16 protein-coding genes are annotated in these 16,740 nt (G+C 67.4%); 5 read left to right on the top strand and 11 right to left on the bottom strand.

The window, feature by feature from the left end; all coding sequences use genetic code 11:
• Positions 1–5 precede the first annotated feature (5 nt).
• The 7 genes from ACE3SG_RS20565 to ACE3SG_RS20535 all read right to left on the bottom strand — a co-directional run bounded on the left by ACE3SG_RS20565 (position 6) and on the right by ACE3SG_RS20535 (position 5,211).
• Positions 6–659: a peptidoglycan-binding protein gene (locus tag ACE3SG_RS20565; protein WP_374568066.1), complete on the bottom strand. Its 654-nt coding sequence runs from the start codon at positions 657–659 to the stop codon at positions 6–8.
• A gap of 27 nt (positions 660–686) precedes the next feature.
• Positions 687–911 carry a DUF5908 family protein gene (locus ACE3SG_RS20560; protein WP_374568065.1) on the bottom strand — a complete coding sequence of 75 codons (225 nt, stop codon included), beginning with the start codon at positions 909–911 and terminating at the stop codon, positions 687–689.
• Positions 908–1,417: a phage tail protein gene (locus tag ACE3SG_RS20555; protein WP_374568064.1), complete on the bottom strand. Its 510-nt coding sequence runs from the start codon at positions 1,415–1,417 to the stop codon at positions 908–910. The genes ACE3SG_RS20560 and ACE3SG_RS20555 overlap by 4 nt, the downstream gene beginning before the upstream one ends.
• A gap of 10 nt (positions 1,418–1,427) precedes the next feature.
• A complete protein-coding gene (locus ACE3SG_RS20550; protein WP_374568062.1) occupies positions 1,428–1,886 on the bottom strand; it encodes a phage tail protein in 459 nt (152 codons plus the stop codon).
• Between the two features lie 98 nt (positions 1,887–1,984).
• Entirely contained in the window at positions 1,985–3,886 is a 1,902-nt protein-coding gene (locus tag ACE3SG_RS20545; RefSeq protein ID WP_374568061.1) for a phage tail sheath family protein, read from the bottom strand.
• Between the two features lie 18 nt (positions 3,887–3,904).
• The gene (locus ACE3SG_RS20540; protein ID WP_374568060.1) at positions 3,905–4,612 is read right to left on the bottom strand and encodes a hypothetical protein; all 708 of its coding nucleotides are present in this window, start codon (positions 4,610–4,612) and stop codon (positions 3,905–3,907) included.
• The gene (locus tag ACE3SG_RS20535) at positions 4,609–5,211 is read right to left on the bottom strand and encodes a DUF4255 domain-containing protein (protein WP_374568059.1); all 603 of its coding nucleotides are present in this window, start codon (positions 5,209–5,211) and stop codon (positions 4,609–4,611) included. The genes ACE3SG_RS20540 and ACE3SG_RS20535 overlap by 4 nt, the downstream gene beginning before the upstream one ends.
• Positions 5,212–5,489: 278 nt before the next feature.
• Between ACE3SG_RS20535 and ACE3SG_RS20530 the strand changes: the two genes are divergently transcribed.
• Positions 5,490–7,289: a CocE/NonD family hydrolase gene (locus tag ACE3SG_RS20530; protein ID WP_374568058.1), complete on the top strand. Its 1,800-nt coding sequence runs from the start codon at positions 5,490–5,492 to the stop codon at positions 7,287–7,289.
• Positions 7,290–7,344: 55 nt separating this feature from the next.
• Here ACE3SG_RS20530 and ACE3SG_RS20525 read toward each other — a convergent pair whose 3' ends face one another.
• Positions 7,345–8,001, bottom strand: coding sequence for a response regulator (locus tag ACE3SG_RS20525; RefSeq protein WP_374568057.1), 657 nt, complete (start codon positions 7,999–8,001; stop codon positions 7,345–7,347).
• On the bottom strand, positions 7,998–8,636 hold the full coding sequence (locus tag ACE3SG_RS20520) for a sensor histidine kinase (RefSeq protein WP_374568056.1): 639 nt from the start codon (positions 8,634–8,636) through the stop codon (positions 7,998–8,000). The genes ACE3SG_RS20525 and ACE3SG_RS20520 overlap by 4 nt, the downstream gene beginning before the upstream one ends.
• A 580-nt stretch (positions 8,637–9,216) precedes the next feature.
• On the opposite strand from ACE3SG_RS20520, the gene ACE3SG_RS20515 reads away from it, so the two are divergent.
• A complete protein-coding gene (locus tag ACE3SG_RS20515; RefSeq protein ID WP_374568055.1) occupies positions 9,217–10,335 on the top strand; it encodes an acyltransferase family protein in 1,119 nt (372 codons plus the stop codon).
• A gap of 48 nt (positions 10,336–10,383) precedes the next feature.
• On the opposite strand, the gene ACE3SG_RS20510 is transcribed toward ACE3SG_RS20515, so the two are convergent.
• Positions 10,384–11,328, bottom strand: coding sequence for a glycosyl hydrolase (locus tag ACE3SG_RS20510; protein WP_374568054.1), 945 nt, complete (start codon positions 11,326–11,328; stop codon positions 10,384–10,386).
• A gap of 167 nt (positions 11,329–11,495) precedes the next feature.
• Here ACE3SG_RS20510 and ACE3SG_RS20505 point away from each other — a divergent pair, with 167 nt between their 5' ends.
• The 3 genes from ACE3SG_RS20505 (at position 11,496) to ACE3SG_RS20495 (ending at position 15,220) form a co-directional block, all read left to right on the top strand.
• Positions 11,496–12,047 carry a GNAT family N-acetyltransferase gene (locus ACE3SG_RS20505; RefSeq protein ID WP_374568053.1) on the top strand — a complete coding sequence of 184 codons (552 nt, stop codon included), beginning with the start codon at positions 11,496–11,498 and terminating at the stop codon, positions 12,045–12,047.
• Between the two features lie 197 nt (positions 12,048–12,244).
• Positions 12,245–13,177: an endo alpha-1,4 polygalactosaminidase gene (locus ACE3SG_RS20500; protein WP_374568052.1), complete on the top strand. Its 933-nt coding sequence runs from the start codon at positions 12,245–12,247 to the stop codon at positions 13,175–13,177.
• Between the two features lie 219 nt (positions 13,178–13,396).
• The gene (locus ACE3SG_RS20495; RefSeq protein ID WP_374568051.1) at positions 13,397–15,220 is read left to right on the top strand and encodes a DUF6055 domain-containing protein; all 1,824 of its coding nucleotides are present in this window, start codon (positions 13,397–13,399) and stop codon (positions 15,218–15,220) included.
• A 25-nt stretch (positions 15,221–15,245) separates the two neighbouring features.
• Here the strand turns inward: ACE3SG_RS20495 and ACE3SG_RS20490 are convergent, their stop codons facing one another.
• Positions 15,246–16,727, bottom strand: coding sequence for a right-handed parallel beta-helix repeat-containing protein (locus ACE3SG_RS20490; protein ID WP_374568050.1), 1,482 nt, complete (start codon positions 16,725–16,727; stop codon positions 15,246–15,248).
• Positions 16,728–16,740 lie beyond the last annotated feature (13 nt).

Here is a 16,740-nt window from a genome sequence, read left to right as displayed (position 1 = left end):
GCGCGTTACCTCAGCGGCGGAAAGTGCAGCCGCGCGCCGGGCTGCAGGCGGCGAAACTCGCGCAGCCCGTTGAAGGCCGCCACCTCGGGGTAGTAGCGGCTGTCGCCATAGACGCGCTGGCACAGCAGCGGCAGCGTGTCGCCCTCGACCACCAGCACCGAGTGGCTGAGGTCGGGCGACGAGCGGTTGGCGGCCAGCAAGGCTTCGTCTGTCTTCACCGAGCCCAGGAACGACAGCTCGGCCCGGGCCCGGATCGGCGCGCCGCTGGAGCGGAACAGCGTGTAGTTGACCGACATCGACTGCAGCCGCCCGTCGAAGCTCAGCGTGCCCCACAGGATCTGCACCCGATTGGGCTCGTGGTATTCGCTGTCGTAGTTGTAGACGACGGCGTTGAGCGCCTCGATCTGGTCTGCCACCTCCACCGGCGTGCCGGCCTGCGGCGGCACGGTGCCGGTGCCGTCGAAAACGATGCCGAAGCTGATCTTGTCGGGGTTGACCGCGCTGAAGCGCACCGGGTTGCTGGTCTGCCCGAGCGTTCGCTTGGTGTTGTAGCAAATGCTGTATTCGTGGCTGAACTCGGCCGGGTTGATCAGCAGCTTGTAGGTCGAGCCGTTGGAGCCCGCCTCGATCGAGGTGATGGAAAGAGGTTGCTTGGCCATGGTCAGTACTGCCTTCGCGCCCGGTGCTCAGCGCTCTCTCAGGGCGCGCAGCTCTTCGCGCACCAGGGCGCGGCACGCCGCGAGGATCTCTTCCTTCAGCGTTTCCTTGTCCTCGCACGGGTCTTGTTCACCGCCACCGCAGGACGTGGCCTTCTTGGCCGCGGCGCCGGCTTCCTCGTCGTCGTCCTCGTCTTCGCCGGGCTCGTCTTGCACGCTGGCGCGCAGCACCAGTTGTCGGACTTCGAGGCTCATGTCGCACTCACGCAGTTGCGGTAGGCCAGCTCGATCTCTTCGATCGCGGCCTCGTTCTTGGTCGACTCGAAGCTGTCCAGCGCCCAGCGCACCGGGTAGGCGGCGTTGCAGGTCCAGACCATCAGCGGCAGGTTCTCGGCGTCGAACAGCTGCACCTTCACGTCGGCCAGCTGGATGCGCTGGTCCAAGCCGCCCGTGAGCACGTCGCTGCACCAGTTCATCAGGGCCGAGCCGCGCTCGACCAGGCCACGCTTGAGCACCAGTCGGCCCGGCTTGGCGCGGGTGGGCAGCTGGTGCACGAAGTGGTTCTCGCCGCCTTCGGTCACGTCTTCGGTCTCCAGGCTTTGCTGCATGCCGGAGACCTCCTTGAAGCTGCACTGCAGCGCGCCGCTTGAATTGGGCAGGTTGAGGAACTCGACCTTGAAGGCGAAGGCCACCGGCATCTCGGCCGGCGGGGTGTCCGCCTCGAAGGAGGGGCCCTTCATCCACGAAGGCTGGCCGGGCATGGCGGCGGCGTCAGGCGTTGGCGATGACCAGCCCCTCGTGGGCGACCTCGATCGTCTCGACCGCCACCTCGTTGCCTTCGGCCTTCAGGTCGGTGCCGGTGATCTTGGTCGGCCAGGCGTTGGTCAGTGTCCAGACCATCGTGGGCTTGCCTTCCTCGTCGAGCAGGCTGATGGTCACCGGCACCCGCTTGATCGTGTTCATCTTGATCTGGTTGAACCAGTCCCAGAACTTGTTGTCCGACTTGAAGACACCCTTCTTCATCGTGACGTTGCCGTACTTCTTCAGCCCCGGCATCTTGATGGCGGAGAACACCGGGCTGTCGCCGTGGCGGTACTCGATGGGCTGGGCTTCGACGTCCAGGCCCGAGACCTCCTCGAACGACAACACGGCAGAGTCCCACTTCACTTGAAAGTAGAACTTGGGCAGGGGCCACACTGTGGTGGATTGTTTGGAACCGTCGTCGGCCATGTCAGTGCTCCATTGCGTGATGAGACCGGTGCAGGGCGGGCCCCAGGCGGGCCCGCGCTCTGCGGTGAGTCAAAGAGGGGAGATCAGCGCCAGCCGGCTCAACCCGACTTGGGCATCTGCTGCTGGAAGGTGATCTCGATGAACTCGGCCGGCCGCACCATGGCGACCAGCACCGTCACGCGCAGGATGCCTTCGAGCACGTCGTTGGGCGTCATGGTCTCGCCCAGGCCCACGTGGACGCTGAACGCGTCTTCCGGCACCGCCCCCATCAGGCCGCCTCGCTTCCAGACGCTGGTCAGGAAGTTGGCGATCATGCTTTTGATCGTGACCCAGGTGTTGGCCGTGTTCGGCTCGAACACCATCGCCTTGGCCGCCAGCCGGCAGCTCTCTTCCAGCATGATCATCGTGCGGCGCACGTTGATATAGCGCCAGTCCAGGCTGTTGCCGTCCAAGGTGCGCGCCCCCCACACCAGCACGCCTTCGCCGATGAAACTGCGGATCGCGTTGATCGACTTGCCCTGCGCGCTGACGTTGAGGTCTTCCTGCTGCTCGGCCGAGATGCTGACCGTCGGCGAGATGACGCCGTTCAGGCTCACGTTGGCTGGCGCCTTCCAGACGCCGCGGGTGTTGTCGACCATCGTGTAGACGCCGGCCATCGCGCTGCTGGGCGGCATGATGTTCAGCTGCCGGCGCACCTCGGTGAGCACGGCCTTGTAGACCCCGCTGGCACCGGCCAGCGTCTTGTTCAGCAGGTCGCGGCGGGCCTTCACGCCTGCGGCCAGCGCGTCGCTGTTCAGCGGGTTGTCGTAGCTGGCTTCCCAGATCTCGTTGGCGGCGGCCTCGGCCTGCGCGGCCGCGTCGTCGTCGCTGAGCGCCGTGTCGGCGGCCTTGGCCTTGGTGACGAAGTCTGCGACGTAGGCCTTGCGGGTGTCGTCATAGGCCTTGGCGCGGTCAGCGGCGGCGGTCTTCTGCGCGTCGTCGAAGGTCTTCAGGTCGGTCTCGATGTCGGCGTCGCTCTTCTTTGCCGCCTTGCCATCGCTGACGACCTTGGCGCGCGCCACCTTGGCGGCGGCGTCGTCGCGCTGCTTGCGCGCCTCGGCCACGACCACCGGCGTGAAGTTGGTCTTCAGCTTGGCGACCTCTTCATACATCGCCCGCACGTGGCCCTTGGTGGTCGCGTCCACCGTGTCCGGAAGGTCCAATTCGGCCCGCAGCAATTGCTGCAGCAGGTCCAGGCTACCGGCGTCGATGTTCGTGTAGTCGATCTCCTTCTCGCCAACCACCGAGGTATTGAGCCAGGGGTAGTAGGCCGCGGCGAAGTCGAGGAAGTTGATGCCCAGGCTGTCGCGGAAGGCGGCCACCGGGTCGCCCTGCGGGAACTCGCGCGGCTTGTCGCCGTTCCACACGTCGAGGATGGCGACGCGGTTCTTCATCTCGTAGCCGCAGTGGTTGAGCATCCCTTGCTGGATGTCCTTGCAGGTGTCGGCATCGCTGAAGCGCACCGCCTCGGGCACCAGCAGCATCGTCGGTTCCTGCTCCTTCTTCAGCGCGTCGATGCCCTTCTGGAACAGCTCAGGGTCCAGCTCTTGTGCGTAGTTGCCGATCGAGACCACGTAGCAGCGCCCGCCGCCGTTCTGGAAGAAGTGGCGCAGCGCGGTGTACAGGCCGTAGTCGCCGCCGGCGCTGCCCTTGACCTGGGCCAGCTTGTAGCCCTTCTTGCTGGACGGCGTGTCGGGCTCGCTCAGGGCCTGGAACTGAGCATCCAGTGGGTCGCTCACGTCGGACAGGCTGAAGCGCGGCTTCGGCGGCCCGCCAAAGTACTGGTGGTACTCGGCCATCGAGCTGAGCGGCCAGGGCCGCATGCTCAAGGGCGTGTTGTGGTTGTCTGCCCACTCGGTATGACCGACGAAGGCGGGCACGGCCGTGGCCACTTCGACCACGGAGTTGGGAAAGGCGTTTTTCTCGACGATGTAGACGCCCGGAGTTTTCATGACACCCATCGGTTTCTCCTGTGTGGGTCAGCGGCTGACGAAGATTTCGGAGACGGCCTGCTGGCCGTTCGGCCCGCTCTCGTACTGAAGCGCCGTCGGCCGCGGAGCCGGCAGCTGGGACATCACCACCCGGGTCGCCGCTGCGGAATGCCCCGCGCGCAGCTGCAACCCGGCGGGCGCACGCTCGGACAAGGCCAGCGGTGCCCGTGAACGAAAACAATGCGCCTGCTGCGCGTCGTCGAGCGGGGTCAGGCCGAGCGCGTCAAACTCGCGCTGGCCCTGGGTGTCGACGATGGTCAGCACCTTCTCGTCCCACTCGCCCAGCAGCCAGTAGCACCAGATGCTCTGGCGGCTGTGCCATTGCAGCGTCCAGCGCCGGCCCAGGCCGGCCAGCCAGGTGGCCTGGTCCGAGGCGTCGCCCAGCGCGATGCGCAGCGTCTGCGCCGCGGGGCCGTCGGTGTAGTAGGCGAACGCGGGGTCGCGGCTGCTGACGGCGAAGTCCAGCGTCATCGCGGGGCCGGCGGCGCGCAGCTCGTCGCCCAGATCGGCCAGGCGGTGCTCGGGCACGTGCAGGCTCATGCTGTGGTCGTTCGCCCGCACGAGCATGTCGAAGGCCGACAGCCACTCGGCGCAAGGCAGCGTCGGCTCGAAGACCATCGCGCGGCAAAGGCCGTCGGCGAAGTAGTCGTGGCGCGTTTCCACATGGGCCAGCAGGTACGGGCGCAGCGTGTTCACGACAGGCTCCGCGGCTTGACCATCGGGTCGGGCACGTCGGTCTCGATGCTGCGCACGCGGGTCTCGCGGCCGCTGACGTGCTGGCCGTCCAGGCTGATCATGCGAACGCGGTACAGCACCGAAGGCAGGTAGCGCCCGCTGTGGATGCCCCACAGGCTGTGCATCTCCGAGCTGCTGAGGTTCTCGATCGACAGCACCAGGCGTTCCAGCCGCGCGTCCAGGCCCGGGGCGTTGTGCTGGTCCAGCACCTGGTGCGACTGAAAGAAGGCGATGGCGCTGGACAGGAACTTCAGCGCCTCGGGGTAGTTGCCGCCGCTGAAATTGGCCGCGCACATCACCAGCAGGTTCAGGTACACCGGCGCGTTGGTGGCCAGTTGCTGCGCATGCAGCCCGAGCGGCGCACCCTGGGCCCGGTGGGCGATGGTGTCGCGCTCGACCCCGGCCAGAAACAGCACCAGCTTGTTGGCCACCAGCGGCACCAGCGTGCCGTTCTGCTCCAGCAGGTTCGACAGCACCGCGAGGTCTTCGCTGAGCTGGAAGCGCCGGCGCAGATGCTCGTTGAGCTGCCCGGCCATCAGGCCCAAGGCGGCGTCGATCATGGCGTGAAGGGCAGGGTGGACACGCTGGCCACGTTAGGCCCGGCGCGCCGCGGCGCCTATCGTCCGGAGGCTGATTTCGGCTCAGCAATCTGCTGATCAGAAAAATGCTGAGAGGGTGAACCCGGTGGCGGCGGGCCGCCGGCAGCCCGGGCGCCGATGCACCGATGCGCCGACGTGGACAGTATCAAGTTTGTTCATCCAGGCGTGGGCTGCGGCGTGTGGTGTCTATAGTCGTCTAACGCTCTTGCTCAACGGTCATTTCTTCTGAGAGGACACCCATGACTTCCACTCGTCCGGCCTTCGCGCGCCCGAGGCCGCTGGCCCTGGCGGGCGCCTGCGCGCTCGGTGCCGCGCTGGCCCCCTTCACCACGGCCGCCGCGGCGGCGTCTGAAACCAGCTCGTTCGCCCGTCCCTGGGTGGCCGGCAACCAGACGGTGCCGGTGTTCAGCCTGGCAGAGGCGGTCAAGGAAGTGGTCAACGTCGAGACCGGCTTCGACCGCGACAAGGACGGCAAGATCGACACCATCAAGGTCGAGGTCACCCGCCCCAACGCCGCGCGCGGCGCGAAGGTGCCGCTGATCATCCATGCGTCGCCGTATTTCTTCCAGAGTGCGCGCAATGCCTGGGAGACGGACTTCTTCGTGCCCCGCGGCTACGCCGTCGCGACGGTGGCGCTGCCGGGCACCGATTTCTCGACCGGCTGCGCCGATGTGGGCGGCGACCGCGAGGTGCTGGGCACCAAGGCCGTGATCGACTGGGCCAACGGGCGCGCCAAGGGCACGCACCCCGACGGCAGCGCCGCCGACGCCACGCAGTGGACCAACGGCAAGAGCGGCATGATCGGCGTGTCGTGGGACGGCACGATCGCCAACGCCGTGGCCTCGACCGGCGTCGAGGGCCTGAAGACCATCGTGCCGGTGGCCGCCATCTCGAGCTGGTACGACTACACCCGTGGCAACGGCATCCCGTTCTACGAAGAATATGTGACCTTCCTGGCCGACTACATCAGCCACTACAACAGCCAGGTTTGCAAAGACCTGACGCCGGTGCTGCAGACCAAATCGGACGACCCGACCGGCAGCTACAACAAGTGGTGGTCGGTGCGCGACTTCCGCCTCGATGCGTCGAAGATGAAGGCCAGCGTCTTCGTGGTGCACGGCTTGACCGACGAGAACGTGAAGACCCGCCATTTCGGCGAGTGGTGGAACGAGCTGGCCAAGTACGGCGTCGAGCGCCGGCTCTTCTTGCACCAGAAGCAGCACGTCGAGCCGTACTACGAGTTCGGCGCCACCTACAGCACGCCGCTGCTGCAGTGGTTCGACTACTACCTGCAAGGCATCGACAACGGCTTGCCGAACGAGCCGCAGGCCATCATCCAGCGCGAAGACATGACCTGGTCGACCGACGCGGTGTGGCCGCCGGCCGGCACGCAAGACCAGAAGCTACAGCTCAAGTCGCCGCTGGGCGGCGCGCTGTCGGCCGCCAGGGCCGACCGTTACCTGAGCTTCACGCAGGCGAGCGAGTACTCGAGCGACACGATCGTGGCGAACCCGAACCAGCAGCGTGGTGACCGGCTGGTGTTCCTGAGCAACCAGCTCACCAGCCAGGTGCGCGAGTCCGGCACCGCCACGATCACGCTGCGCGTCAAGGTCGACCGCAAGGCCGCCGGGCTGCAGGCGCGGGTGGTCGACTACAACAACGGCACCGCCTACATCGTCTCGCGCACGATCGCCGACCTTGGCCACCACCAATCGTGGAAGGTCAAGGAAGACCTGGTGCCCGGCCAGTGGTACGACATGACCTGGGAGATCAACGCCGACGACCGCATCTTCGCCAGCGGCCACAACCTCGGCGTGGTCATCACCGCGGAGAAGCCCAACCCGTTGATCGCCTACGAGCCGGTCACCGCCACGGTCGACACCAAGAAGTCGTGGATCACGATGCCGCTGGCCGGCAGCCTGCCAAGCCGGGCGGCCGCGCGCGAGATGGTGCCGCTGGCCACCACGGTGGTCGGCCCCGCCGGTCCGTCGCGCGATGTGCACGAGTTCATCCGCGAGTTCTTCGAGGGCTCGAAGTAAGCCTCTGTTCGGCGCCGCGGGCCCCGTCGGCAGTAATGCCGGCGGGGCCTGCGGCTCAAGGCCCGCGGGCTTCGAGAGAGCTCAGCCCGGCACGCAGCGCATAACGCGTCAGCTGGGCAATGCCCTGGATCTGCAGCTTGGCGAACACGTGCTCGCGGTGCGTGGCAACGGTCTTGGCGCTCACGTGCAGGTGGTCGGCGATCTGCTGGGTCGAGAAGCCCTCGGCCAGCAGCTGAACCATCTGGCGCTCGCGGGGGGTCAGCCGCTGCAGCGTGGGGTCGATGGCCGGTGCGGCGCCGCTGTGCGTGAGCACCTGGCCCAGCAGCTCGCCGCTGAGGAACAGCTGCCCCGCGTGCACCCGCCGCACGCCGCGCGCGAGCTCGTCGAACGAGTTGTCTTTCAACACGAACCCGCTGGCGCCGGCGTCGAGCGCGGCCTGCACCTGCCGCGGGTCCGACTGCATGCTCAGGCACAGCGAGCGGCAGGCCAGCGGCTCGCTGCGCAGGCGGCGAATGGCCTCCAGGCCGTTCATGCAGGGCATGTACAGGTCGACCAGCAGCACGTCGGGCTGCCATTCGCGGGCCAGGCGCACCAGCTCCATGCCATCGCGGGCCTGGGCCACCACCTCGATGTCGGTCTCGCGGTCGAGCAGGGCGACCAGGCCCTCGCGCACGCAATGGTGGTCGTCGGCCACGATGACCCGGATCTTCATTGCGGCACCCAGCTGATGCGCGCCTGCACGCCGCCCGCCACGCTGTGGCGCCAGCGCAGCCGGGCACCGATCTGGCTCAGGCCCTGACGGGCCGCGCGCAGGCCCAGGCCCTGGCCGGGGCCGGCGGGGCGGCGCCAGGTGTCGGCATGGGGGCCGGCGTCGGCGGTGTTGCCGCGCTCGGTCACGGTGATGCTCAGGCGGTGCGGCAGGATCGACAGCCGGGCATCGACGCCCACCGCCCGGCCGTGCTTGCAGGCATTGACCAGCAGCTCGCGCGTGGCGCCCAGCAAGATGTCGCAGGCCGGCGCCGAGACATACAGCGACAGGCCCTCGATCGTGCAACTGACGGGCACGGCCTGCTGGGCGTTCAGGCGGCGCACGCAGGCGTTGAGGCGGGCGGGCAGGTCGGGCTCGGCCGCGGCGTTGGCTGGCGGCTCTACGCTGCGGATCAGCGCGCGCAGTTCGTGCAGCGCGTCGCGCAGCAGGGTGCGCGCGCGCCGAAGGGCGTCGGCATCGGCCACGGCCTCGGCCTGGTCGATCTGCATCACGGCCAGGGACAGGCACTGGCCCAGGCCATCGTGAAGGCGCTGCTGAAAATGCCGAGCACGGGCCTCGTTCAAGCCGGCTTCGTTCATCTTTGCATCTCCCTGTTCAGGCCCAAAAGGGCCCGGCGGCTGCTCGAGCGGCAGGCTGCAGCAGGCTAGGTGGGGGCGAGCCATGTGTCAATATGTGTGAATCGTCAGTGTTGGCGGCCCGCACGGGCGCAGCCAGGTCACGGCGCAGCGGCGCGATGCGGTCGGCAGCCTAACGAGCCGACGGCGGGCCTTCCATTACGGGTCATTTCACCGGCAGCACCGCTGGGCACAACCCACCGGCCGCCCACAGGCCGCGCCGGTCACCTGTCAACGAGCCGGGTCTTCGTGGGCAGAACGGGCAGGCCGTTGCGCGCGATGCGCAGCGGTGCCTCGGCCGCTTCGGCCTGCGCGATGCCGCCTGTGAGCCGCGGGGACGCGGCGAATGGGCGAAGTCATCGCGATGGAACCTTTCGCGAAGCGGCGGCTCTGGTGCATGCCTAACTGCTCGGTGGGGTGCACGCCGAATGATCTGCGATCGCGACGTTCAGTTACCGATGCATTCACCGGTTGATCCAACTATTTCAGCTTCTCAACGCGCAGGCTGAGACACCCCCCGGACAATAAATTGCAAGGGGATTCAATGCATAGAAATCTATCGATCTATCTCGACCTGGTCAGGTTCATGGCAGCGATGCTGGTCTTCGTCGTGCATGCCAACTACCAGCGGCTCACCGGTGGCGTGCCCGTGTTCTGGCGCTTCTCGCACCTGGGCAACGACGCGGTGATGGTGTTCTTCGTGCTGTCCGGCTTTGTGATCGCGCATGTGGCCGCCACGAAGGAACGCACCCTCCAAGAATATGCCGCCAGCCGCTTCGCACGCTTGTATTCGGTGGTCGTGCCGGCGCTGATACTCACCATCGTGCTCGACGCTGCCGGCTCGGTGATCGAGCCCAGCCTGTACACCGGCCGCTGGTATGAATACGACAACCCGCTGATCCGTGTGTTGGCGAGCCTGAGTTTCACCAACGAGTTGTGGTTCTCGTACACGCGGCCGTTTTCCAACGGCCCGTTCTGGTCGCTTGGCTACGAGGCCTGGTACTACGCGTTGTTCGGCGCGGCGCACTTCCTGCGCGGCAACGCCCGCGTGGTGGCCGTGACCGGCATCTGCCTGCTGATCGGCCCCAAGATCCTGCTGCTGATGCCGGTGTGGCTGATGGGCGTGATGGCCTATCGCCACGCCACGACCAACCCGATCAGCGCGGGCAACGGCCTTGCGCTGTTCCTGGGCTCGATCGGCATGTACCTGCTGTTCAGGCTGGGCAATGGGCCCGACACCTTGCTGGACATCAGCCAGCAACTGCTCGGCCACGATTTCCTGTACGACAAGCTGTCGTGGTCGCGCCGGTTTCTGGCCAGTTACCTGATCGGTGCCTGCGTGGCGGCCAACTTCATCGGCGCCGTGGCCTTGGCCCCGCACCTGCGCCGCTTGCCGGGGCTGGTGGAGCGGCCCATTCGCTATGTGGCCGGCTTCACCTTCGCGTTGTACCTGCTGCACTACCCGCTGCTGAATTTCTTTGCTGCGCTGACACCCGCTGTCGGCCTCGAGGACTACCGCACGGCCTTCGTGCTGGCAGGGCCGCTGACGATGGTCTGGGTGATCGGCAGCGGCATCGAGCGCCAGAAGGGCCCGCTCAAGGCCTTGTTCCTGTCGTGGCTGGGTGATCGGCAGCCGCCGCGGCCGGCGTTGTCGGCCAGGTAGCGCAGGCGGCCGGCGGGGGCGTCGGCCGCCCGCGCGGTATCAGCGGTATCAGCGCGTGGTCTCTGCCTCGGCGTCGCCGGCCAGCGGCCGCGGCTTGGTGAATGGCAGCGACAGGTAGTGCTTGCCCAGCTCGGTGAGCTGCCCGGTGCCGGGGCTGGCGAGCAGGCTGGTGAAGTGCGGGTCGGGGCTCCAGCGGCCGGTGAACCAGGCGTAGCGGAACACGTCGGTGCGCTGCTCGCACACGGCCACCATGTCGGTCATCTGCGCCTTCTGCTTTTCGAGCGTGTCGATCTGCGCGCCATCGGCCTGCCAGTGCCAGTTGGCGAACTCGGTCACCCAGAACGGCTTGCCGTACTTGGTCAAACGGTCGAGTTGGCCTGACAGCCCGTAGTCGTACCAGTGAAAGCCGAGGTAGTCGATGCGCGGGTCGCGGCCGCCGTGGGCCGAGCGGTAGGCGGCATAGAACGCGTCGAGCCAGGCGACCGGGTCGTTGTAGGGCGACATGGTGCCCCAGGTGATCTGCGGGCCGACGATCTTGACGCCGGTCTCGCTGGCGATGCGCTCGTAGCCGGGCCAGAAGGCGGCGGCCTGCTGCGGCGTCTTGTTCGACTGCTCGACCAGGTTGGGCTCGTTGAGCACCAGCAGGAACTTGATCTTCGGATGCGCCAGCAGCCAGGCGACGACGGTGTCGTGGTCGTACACGTCGTTCCACAGCATCGAGTAGAAGTCCATGTCGAACTTCTTGCGATAGGCCGCGGGGGCGCCGGGGTTGGGCTTCAGGCCCCAGTCGTACCACCAGCTCACGCCGGGCGACAGTGCGCGCAGGTCTTCGCTGTTGGCCAGGTCGTAGGCGATGCCGCGCTTGACGCTCTTGCCGGCCAGTGGTGCCGCGTCGGCGGTGGTGTCGTCGGCCAGCGCCAAGGGCGGCGCGGCGAGCAGGGCGAGGCCGGTGGCGAGGGCCCGGCGCCGTGAAGTGGAGGTGGGGTTCGTCATAGGTGCGGCAGCGCTTTCAGAAGGGGAATCAGACACTAGCACCGTTCCCGCGCCGTACCCACCCGGCGGGCCTGCGCGTTTACGCGAATCGATGTGTCCGAACGTTGCGGGGCCGGTGGATAGGGCCGGTTGATAGCATCGGCGGCCTGCGTCCACCGCCCCATCGAATGTCCCACCCACTCGCCACCCGCACCTCTGCCGCCACGCTGCAACTCGTTGCGCCACGCGCGGTCGACCTGCCGGCCTTGCTGGCGTTCGAATTGGAGAACCGGGCGTTCTTCGAGGCAACCATCAACGCGCGGCCAGCCGACTACTACTCGGCCGAAGGCGTGGGGGCGGCCATCGAGCAGGCGCAGCGCGAGGCGCGAGACGACCGGGCCTACCAGTACCTGCTGTGGGACAGCGGTGCGCTGGTCGGGCGGGTCAACCTGACGAAGGTGCGCCGCGCGCATTTCCACTCGGCCGAAGTCGGCTACCGCATCGCGCAATCGGCCGGTGGCCGCGGGCTCGCCAGTGAAGCCGTGCGCCAGGTCCTGGCCAAGGCGTTTGGCGAGCATGGGCTGGTGCGCGTCGAGGCCACGGCGCGGCCCGAGAACGAGGGCTCGACCCGGGTGCTGCAGAAGAATGGCTTCACCCCGTTCGGCCGATCGCACCGCAGTTTCGAGCTGGCCGGCATCTGGTACGACCTGCTGCATTTCGAGCGCCGGGCCGAAGCCTGAGCCACCGCAGCTTTCGATCGGCGGCGGCGCGAAAGCGCATGGGTGGCGAGGCCGATGGTTCGTGAAGACCGGTGAAAGTTGGCAACGCTTGGTGAGCCGGGGTGGTGCATCAGCTTCGCATCAGGCCGCGTGCGCACCATGGCCTGGTGATCGATCACTGAACCACACCTCTTCAGACGGACCATCCAGGAGCAACCATGAGCTTTCGTTCCATCTCCCGTCCCGGCGCGCCGCTGGCGTGCCTGAGCCTTGTCGCATTGCTGGCCTTGACGGCGTGCGGCGGCGGCAGCGACCCCGATGAAGTCACCCGGGCCGACGTCGTGGCGGCGCGCACCGCGCGTGGCCAGGCCGCACGGGGAGCAACCGGCGAAGGCGCTGCACCCGCCCTGGTGGCGCCGGCCGTGACGGCGTGGGTGCCGCAGGTGAGCGACACCTGGCAATGGCAGCTCACCGGCACGATCAACACCAAGTACAACGCCAAGGTGTACGACATCGACCTGTTCGACGCACCGGACTCGGTCATCGCCACCTTGCACAGCCAGGGCAAGTACGTGGTCTGCTACTTCTCGGCCGGCAGCGCAGAGAACTGGCGCCCCGACTACAACCTGTTCAAGGCCTCGGACAAGGGCAACAACCTCGACGGCTGGGCCGGCGAGAAGTGGGTCGACACGCGCTCGGCCAATGTGCGCAACATCATGAAGGGGCGGCTGGACAAGGCCAAGGCACGCAGCTGCGATGGCGTCGAGCCCGACAACGTCGACGGCTACACCAACAACCCCGGCTTCCCGCTGACCGCGTCGACCCAGCTCGACTACAACCGCTTCCTGGCCAACGAGGCACGCGCCCGCGGCCTGAAGGTGGGCCTGAAGAACGACGTCGACCAGCTGAAGGCGCTCGAGCCGAGCTTCGATTTCGCCGTCAACGAGCAGTGCAACCAGTACAGCGAGTGCGGCGGCTACAGCGTGTTCACCAACAACGGCAAGCCGGTCTTCAACGCCGAATACAAGAAGGTCTGGCGCGACGACGCCACCGCCCGCGCCCAGATGTGCGCCAAGGCCAAGGCGATGAACCTGCGCACGCTGGTGCTGCCGCTGGCCTTGAACGACGCATACCGCTACAGCTGCGATTGAGCTTGCAGCAGGGCAGATGCGGGTGCATCTGCCCACCGCAGCGCGGGGCCTGCTCGTGGCGCACACGGGTCAGGCCACGTAACGGACTGGTTCAGATGCCACTCGGAGAAACGTTCCCAGCGTCAGCGGCCCTCCCTGCTACATTGCCGCACCCGATGACAACGTTGACAGGCGGTGGCGCACCCAGGGCCGCCGGCATGAAAGCTCGAGGCGCTGGACATGACGACACGGATGATGTGGGCCGCGTTGGCGGCCGTGCTCGCTTGGTGCGGTCCGGCGCACAGCGCCGGCAAGATCGACGAAGGAACCACCGAGACCAAGTGGTACACCGGCACGCCGACCAAGCCGCACGTGACGCCGGGCACCTGGCGCGTCGGCGGGCCCAACCCCGACCAGTCGAACTTCAAGCTGCTCAAGGAATCGGCGCACTTCGTTTTCTATTCGGACGAGGCCGTCTCTGCCGCCGACCTGAACCTGGCGGCCGATACCTTGGAGAACACGGTCTGGCACAACCTGTTCGATTCGAACCTCTACCTGCCCGAGCCCTACAACGACCGCGCGGACAAGATCAAGGCCGCCGTCCACATCCATTCAGACTGGGGCCTGTCGGCCGGTGCCTGGGTAGACGGGCAGGGGGCGCTGCACCTGGGCATGTGGATCGCGCCCGCAGCGTTGAGAGACCACTGGGGGCTCACGCACGAGTTCACCCATGGCTGGCAGTCCTGGGCCAGCTACGACGGTGGCATGCGATGCGACCAGAGCAACACCTGCGGGTGGCTCTACGAGAGCCACGCGAACTTCACGCCGCACCAGTTGCCTGAGTACCAAGGCAACGTGCACTGCTCCGAGATGCTGGCCAACGCGCCGCACCTGTACCTCGGCTCGACCCGCGACAGGTACTGCAACTGGCAGTTCATGGAGTTCCTGAAAGACAAGCACGGCCCGGCGGCCGTCACCGGCATCTGGACCACGCCTGGCGCCGATCCCTTCACGAACCTGCAGCAGTCGCGCGGCTGGTCGCTGGCCAAGCTCAACGACTTCATCGGTGACTGGGCGATGCACAACGTGGTGTGGGACTACAAAGCCACCCCAGGTGCCTTTCGCGCCACCTACGGCAACCTCACCCAGACCGATCGTGCCGAGCGCCTGCATCGCCTGATGCCGCTTGAAGCGCTGGACGACAACTGGGCCACCAACCGCCGCTTCGTGTCGCCGTATGACGGCGCGCCGCAGCGCTTTGGCTACAACGTGGTGCGGCTGTACCCCACCAGCGGCGCGACCACCGTGACGGTCAAGTTCCGCGGCATCGACCAGGCCGGCTCGGAGGCGGGCTTCCGCTGGGGGCTGGTGGCCACCAACGCAGACTTCACCTCGGCGCGCTACAGCGTCCTGAAGAGGGGCCTGGATGGCGAGCGAACATTTCGCGTCGTTCCCGGCGAGCCGCTTTTCCTTGTGGTGACCGCCACGCCCAAGATCTACCAGTCGATCGTCTGGGACCAGGACTACCACTCGATCTGGCGCTACCCCTACATGATCGAGCTGACCAACGCCTGGCCGCAGGGCTTTCGCAACGGCGTGCGCGATGCCTGCCCGTCTGGCACGGTGACCCACGGCAACGGTGGCGGCTGCGCACCTGCCAGCACACCCGCCAGCGTCTATGTCGGGCCGTATGCCCGCATCTTGCCCAACGGCCGCGCCAGCGGCTCTGCGCGCGTCGAAGACCAGGCCACTGTTGTCAACGGTTCGGTGTCAGGCGGCACCGTCGACGGGCTCAGCATCGTGGGCATGTCAGGCAGCCCATTCGGCAACAACGATTTCAACGTGTCCGGCTCCGCGAAGGTCCACACCACCTTCTACCCGCTGGGCTTTTTCGAAGCTGGCCAAGGCGCTGCCGGCACGCTGGATCTCTACGGCGATGTCGAGTACCGAGGCACCGGCCTGACCCTGACCAGCGGCCATCGCTCGGGTTTTGTGGACGCGACTTCGCAGGTGGGGTCCGACACCGACATCAACAAGAAGCAGCGCTGGGTGTGGCGCCTTTGAGGATCGCCGCCGCGCCGACCGCGGTCTATGCGGGGTGGCAACAGGTGCCGCTGGACCACACCGGCGTCGGGCCGTCGTAGATCACCAGGTTGCCATCGGTCTGCACGACCAGGCGCGCACCCGGGTGGCCGGCGGTGCCGGTCATCCACACCGCCTGGCCCGACCAGTCGTGCAGCACCAGGTTGCCATCGGCCTGCTGGATGGCCTGCGCGACCGCCTGGCCGCCGGTGCCGCTGGACCACAGCACCACCTTGCCCTGGCGCAGCACGAGGTTGCCGTCGCCCTGCAGCCGCAGCGTGAAGCGACCGTCGCACGACAGCGTGGCCTGGTGCGGCGCCAAGCCCTGGTTCATCGACAGGCCTTCGCAGCCCACCGGTTGGCGCAGCGCCGCCAGCGCAGGCGGCTCGGCCACGCCGAGCACATAGTGGACGGAGGCATCGGCATAACCCTTTTGCAGGGTGGACGCACCGGTCATGCCCGGCTGGCGCTGCAGGCTCGCCGGGGCCGATACCGGGCCGCCGCAGCCCGCGTTGGGCAGGCCCACATGGCGTGATTCGTCCTTGTTGCCCTTGACGACGAAGCCGTCGATGCCGTTGGCCGGGTAGCCGTAGCCCATGTGGTTGCCGGTGAGGGTGTTGCCCTTGACGGTGGCGCCGCGCACCACGCGGTCGTCGCATCCCCACACCGCCGGGCCCATCGCGATGCCCACCTTGATCAGCGCGCCGGCCGCGTCGACCGTGTTGCCCTGCACGAGCGTGCCGGCATAGTTGCCGCCGGTCGGGTTGTAGTCCACCAGGTTGATGCCGCCCAGCAGCACGCGTGTGTTCGCGACGATCTTGTTGCCGGTGATTTGCGAGCCGGGTGCGCCGAAGATGACGATGCCGCCGTCGGTCGCGTCGGTGATGGTGTTGCCGCTCACGGTCGAGTGGCCGCAGGCCAGCGAGATGCCGTCGGCCCACTCGCCATTGGGCATGCCGGCGGGGCCGATCTGGTTGTTGGTGATGCTGGCCTGCTGGCAGGCCGGCACGCCGTTGGTGACACCGCCTTCGATCAGGTGCAGCGCGCTCCAGCCGCGCGGGTCGTGGGCCCAGATGTTCTTCACCACCTGGCCGATGGCGCTGCCGCCGATCTCGATCAGCCCGGCGCCGTTGTTGATGCGGCCGAGTGCGGGCCGCGCGCCGTCGACCTCGATGCTTTCGATGTGGATGCCGCTGAAGCCCCCGGTGATGGCGCTGGCCTGGTTGGCACCGGTCACGCGAAGCACTGCGCGCGTGGCGCCGGTGGGCAGGCCCTGGGTGTACAGGCGCTGGTCGGCCGCGGTGAACTGCACCGGCGCCTTCAGCGCGAAGACGGCGCCGGGGCACAGCACCGCCTGGCTGCCGGGGCCGGTGAGCGCGGCGTTGATGGTCTGCTCGTTGCCCGAGGCCAGGCAGCCGGCCGACCAGGCCGATGAACTGGCGGCCAGCAACGCGAGCGTGGCGGCCGAGGCGCGAGACACAAAAGGCACCGGTGGCTCCTTG

The sequence above is a fragment of the Ideonella sp. genome, assembly GCF_041914305.1.
Lineage (GTDB): Bacteria > Pseudomonadota > Gammaproteobacteria > Burkholderiales > Burkholderiaceae_C > Ideonella.
This window is presented reverse-complemented; position numbering and strand designations above follow the sequence as displayed.

Bases quoted from the DNA above. Each gene is read 5' to 3' on its own strand.
- ACE3SG_RS20495 (WP_374568051.1), top strand. From the start codon at position 13,397: ATGACGACACGGATGATGTGGGCCGCGTTGGCGGCCGTGCTCGCTTGG.
- ACE3SG_RS20530 (WP_374568058.1), top strand. From the start codon at position 5,490: ATGACTTCCACTCGTCCGGCCTTCGCGCGCCCGAGGCCGCTGGCCCTG.
- ACE3SG_RS20550 (WP_374568062.1), bottom strand. From the start codon at position 1,886: ATGGCCGACGACGGTTCCAAACAATCCACCACAGTGTGGCCCCTGCCC.
- ACE3SG_RS20525 (WP_374568057.1), bottom strand. From the start codon at position 8,001: ATGAAGATCCGGGTCATCGTGGCCGACGACCACCATTGCGTGCGCGAG.
- ACE3SG_RS20565 (WP_374568066.1), bottom strand. From the start codon at position 659: ATGGCCAAGCAACCTCTTTCCATCACCTCGATCGAGGCGGGCTCCAAC.
- ACE3SG_RS20520 (WP_374568056.1), bottom strand. From the start codon at position 8,636: ATGAACGAAGCCGGCTTGAACGAGGCCCGTGCTCGGCATTTTCAGCAG.
- ACE3SG_RS20515 (WP_374568055.1), top strand. From the start codon at position 9,217: ATGCATAGAAATCTATCGATCTATCTCGACCTGGTCAGGTTCATGGCA.
- ACE3SG_RS20500 (WP_374568052.1), top strand. From the start codon at position 12,245: ATGAGCTTTCGTTCCATCTCCCGTCCCGGCGCGCCGCTGGCGTGCCTG.
- ACE3SG_RS20545 (WP_374568061.1), bottom strand. From the start codon at position 3,886: ATGGGTGTCATGAAAACTCCGGGCGTCTACATCGTCGAGAAAAACGCC.
- ACE3SG_RS20510 (WP_374568054.1), bottom strand. From the start codon at position 11,328: ATGACGAACCCCACCTCCACTTCACGGCGCCGGGCCCTCGCCACCGGC.
- ACE3SG_RS20555 (WP_374568064.1), bottom strand. From the start codon at position 1,417: ATGCCCGGCCAGCCTTCGTGGATGAAGGGCCCCTCCTTCGAGGCGGAC.
- ACE3SG_RS20505 (WP_374568053.1), top strand. From the start codon at position 11,496: ATGTCCCACCCACTCGCCACCCGCACCTCTGCCGCCACGCTGCAACTC.
- ACE3SG_RS20560 (WP_374568065.1), bottom strand. From the start codon at position 911: ATGAGCCTCGAAGTCCGACAACTGGTGCTGCGCGCCAGCGTGCAAGAC.
- ACE3SG_RS20535 (WP_374568059.1), bottom strand. From the start codon at position 5,211: ATGATCGACGCCGCCTTGGGCCTGATGGCCGGGCAGCTCAACGAGCAT.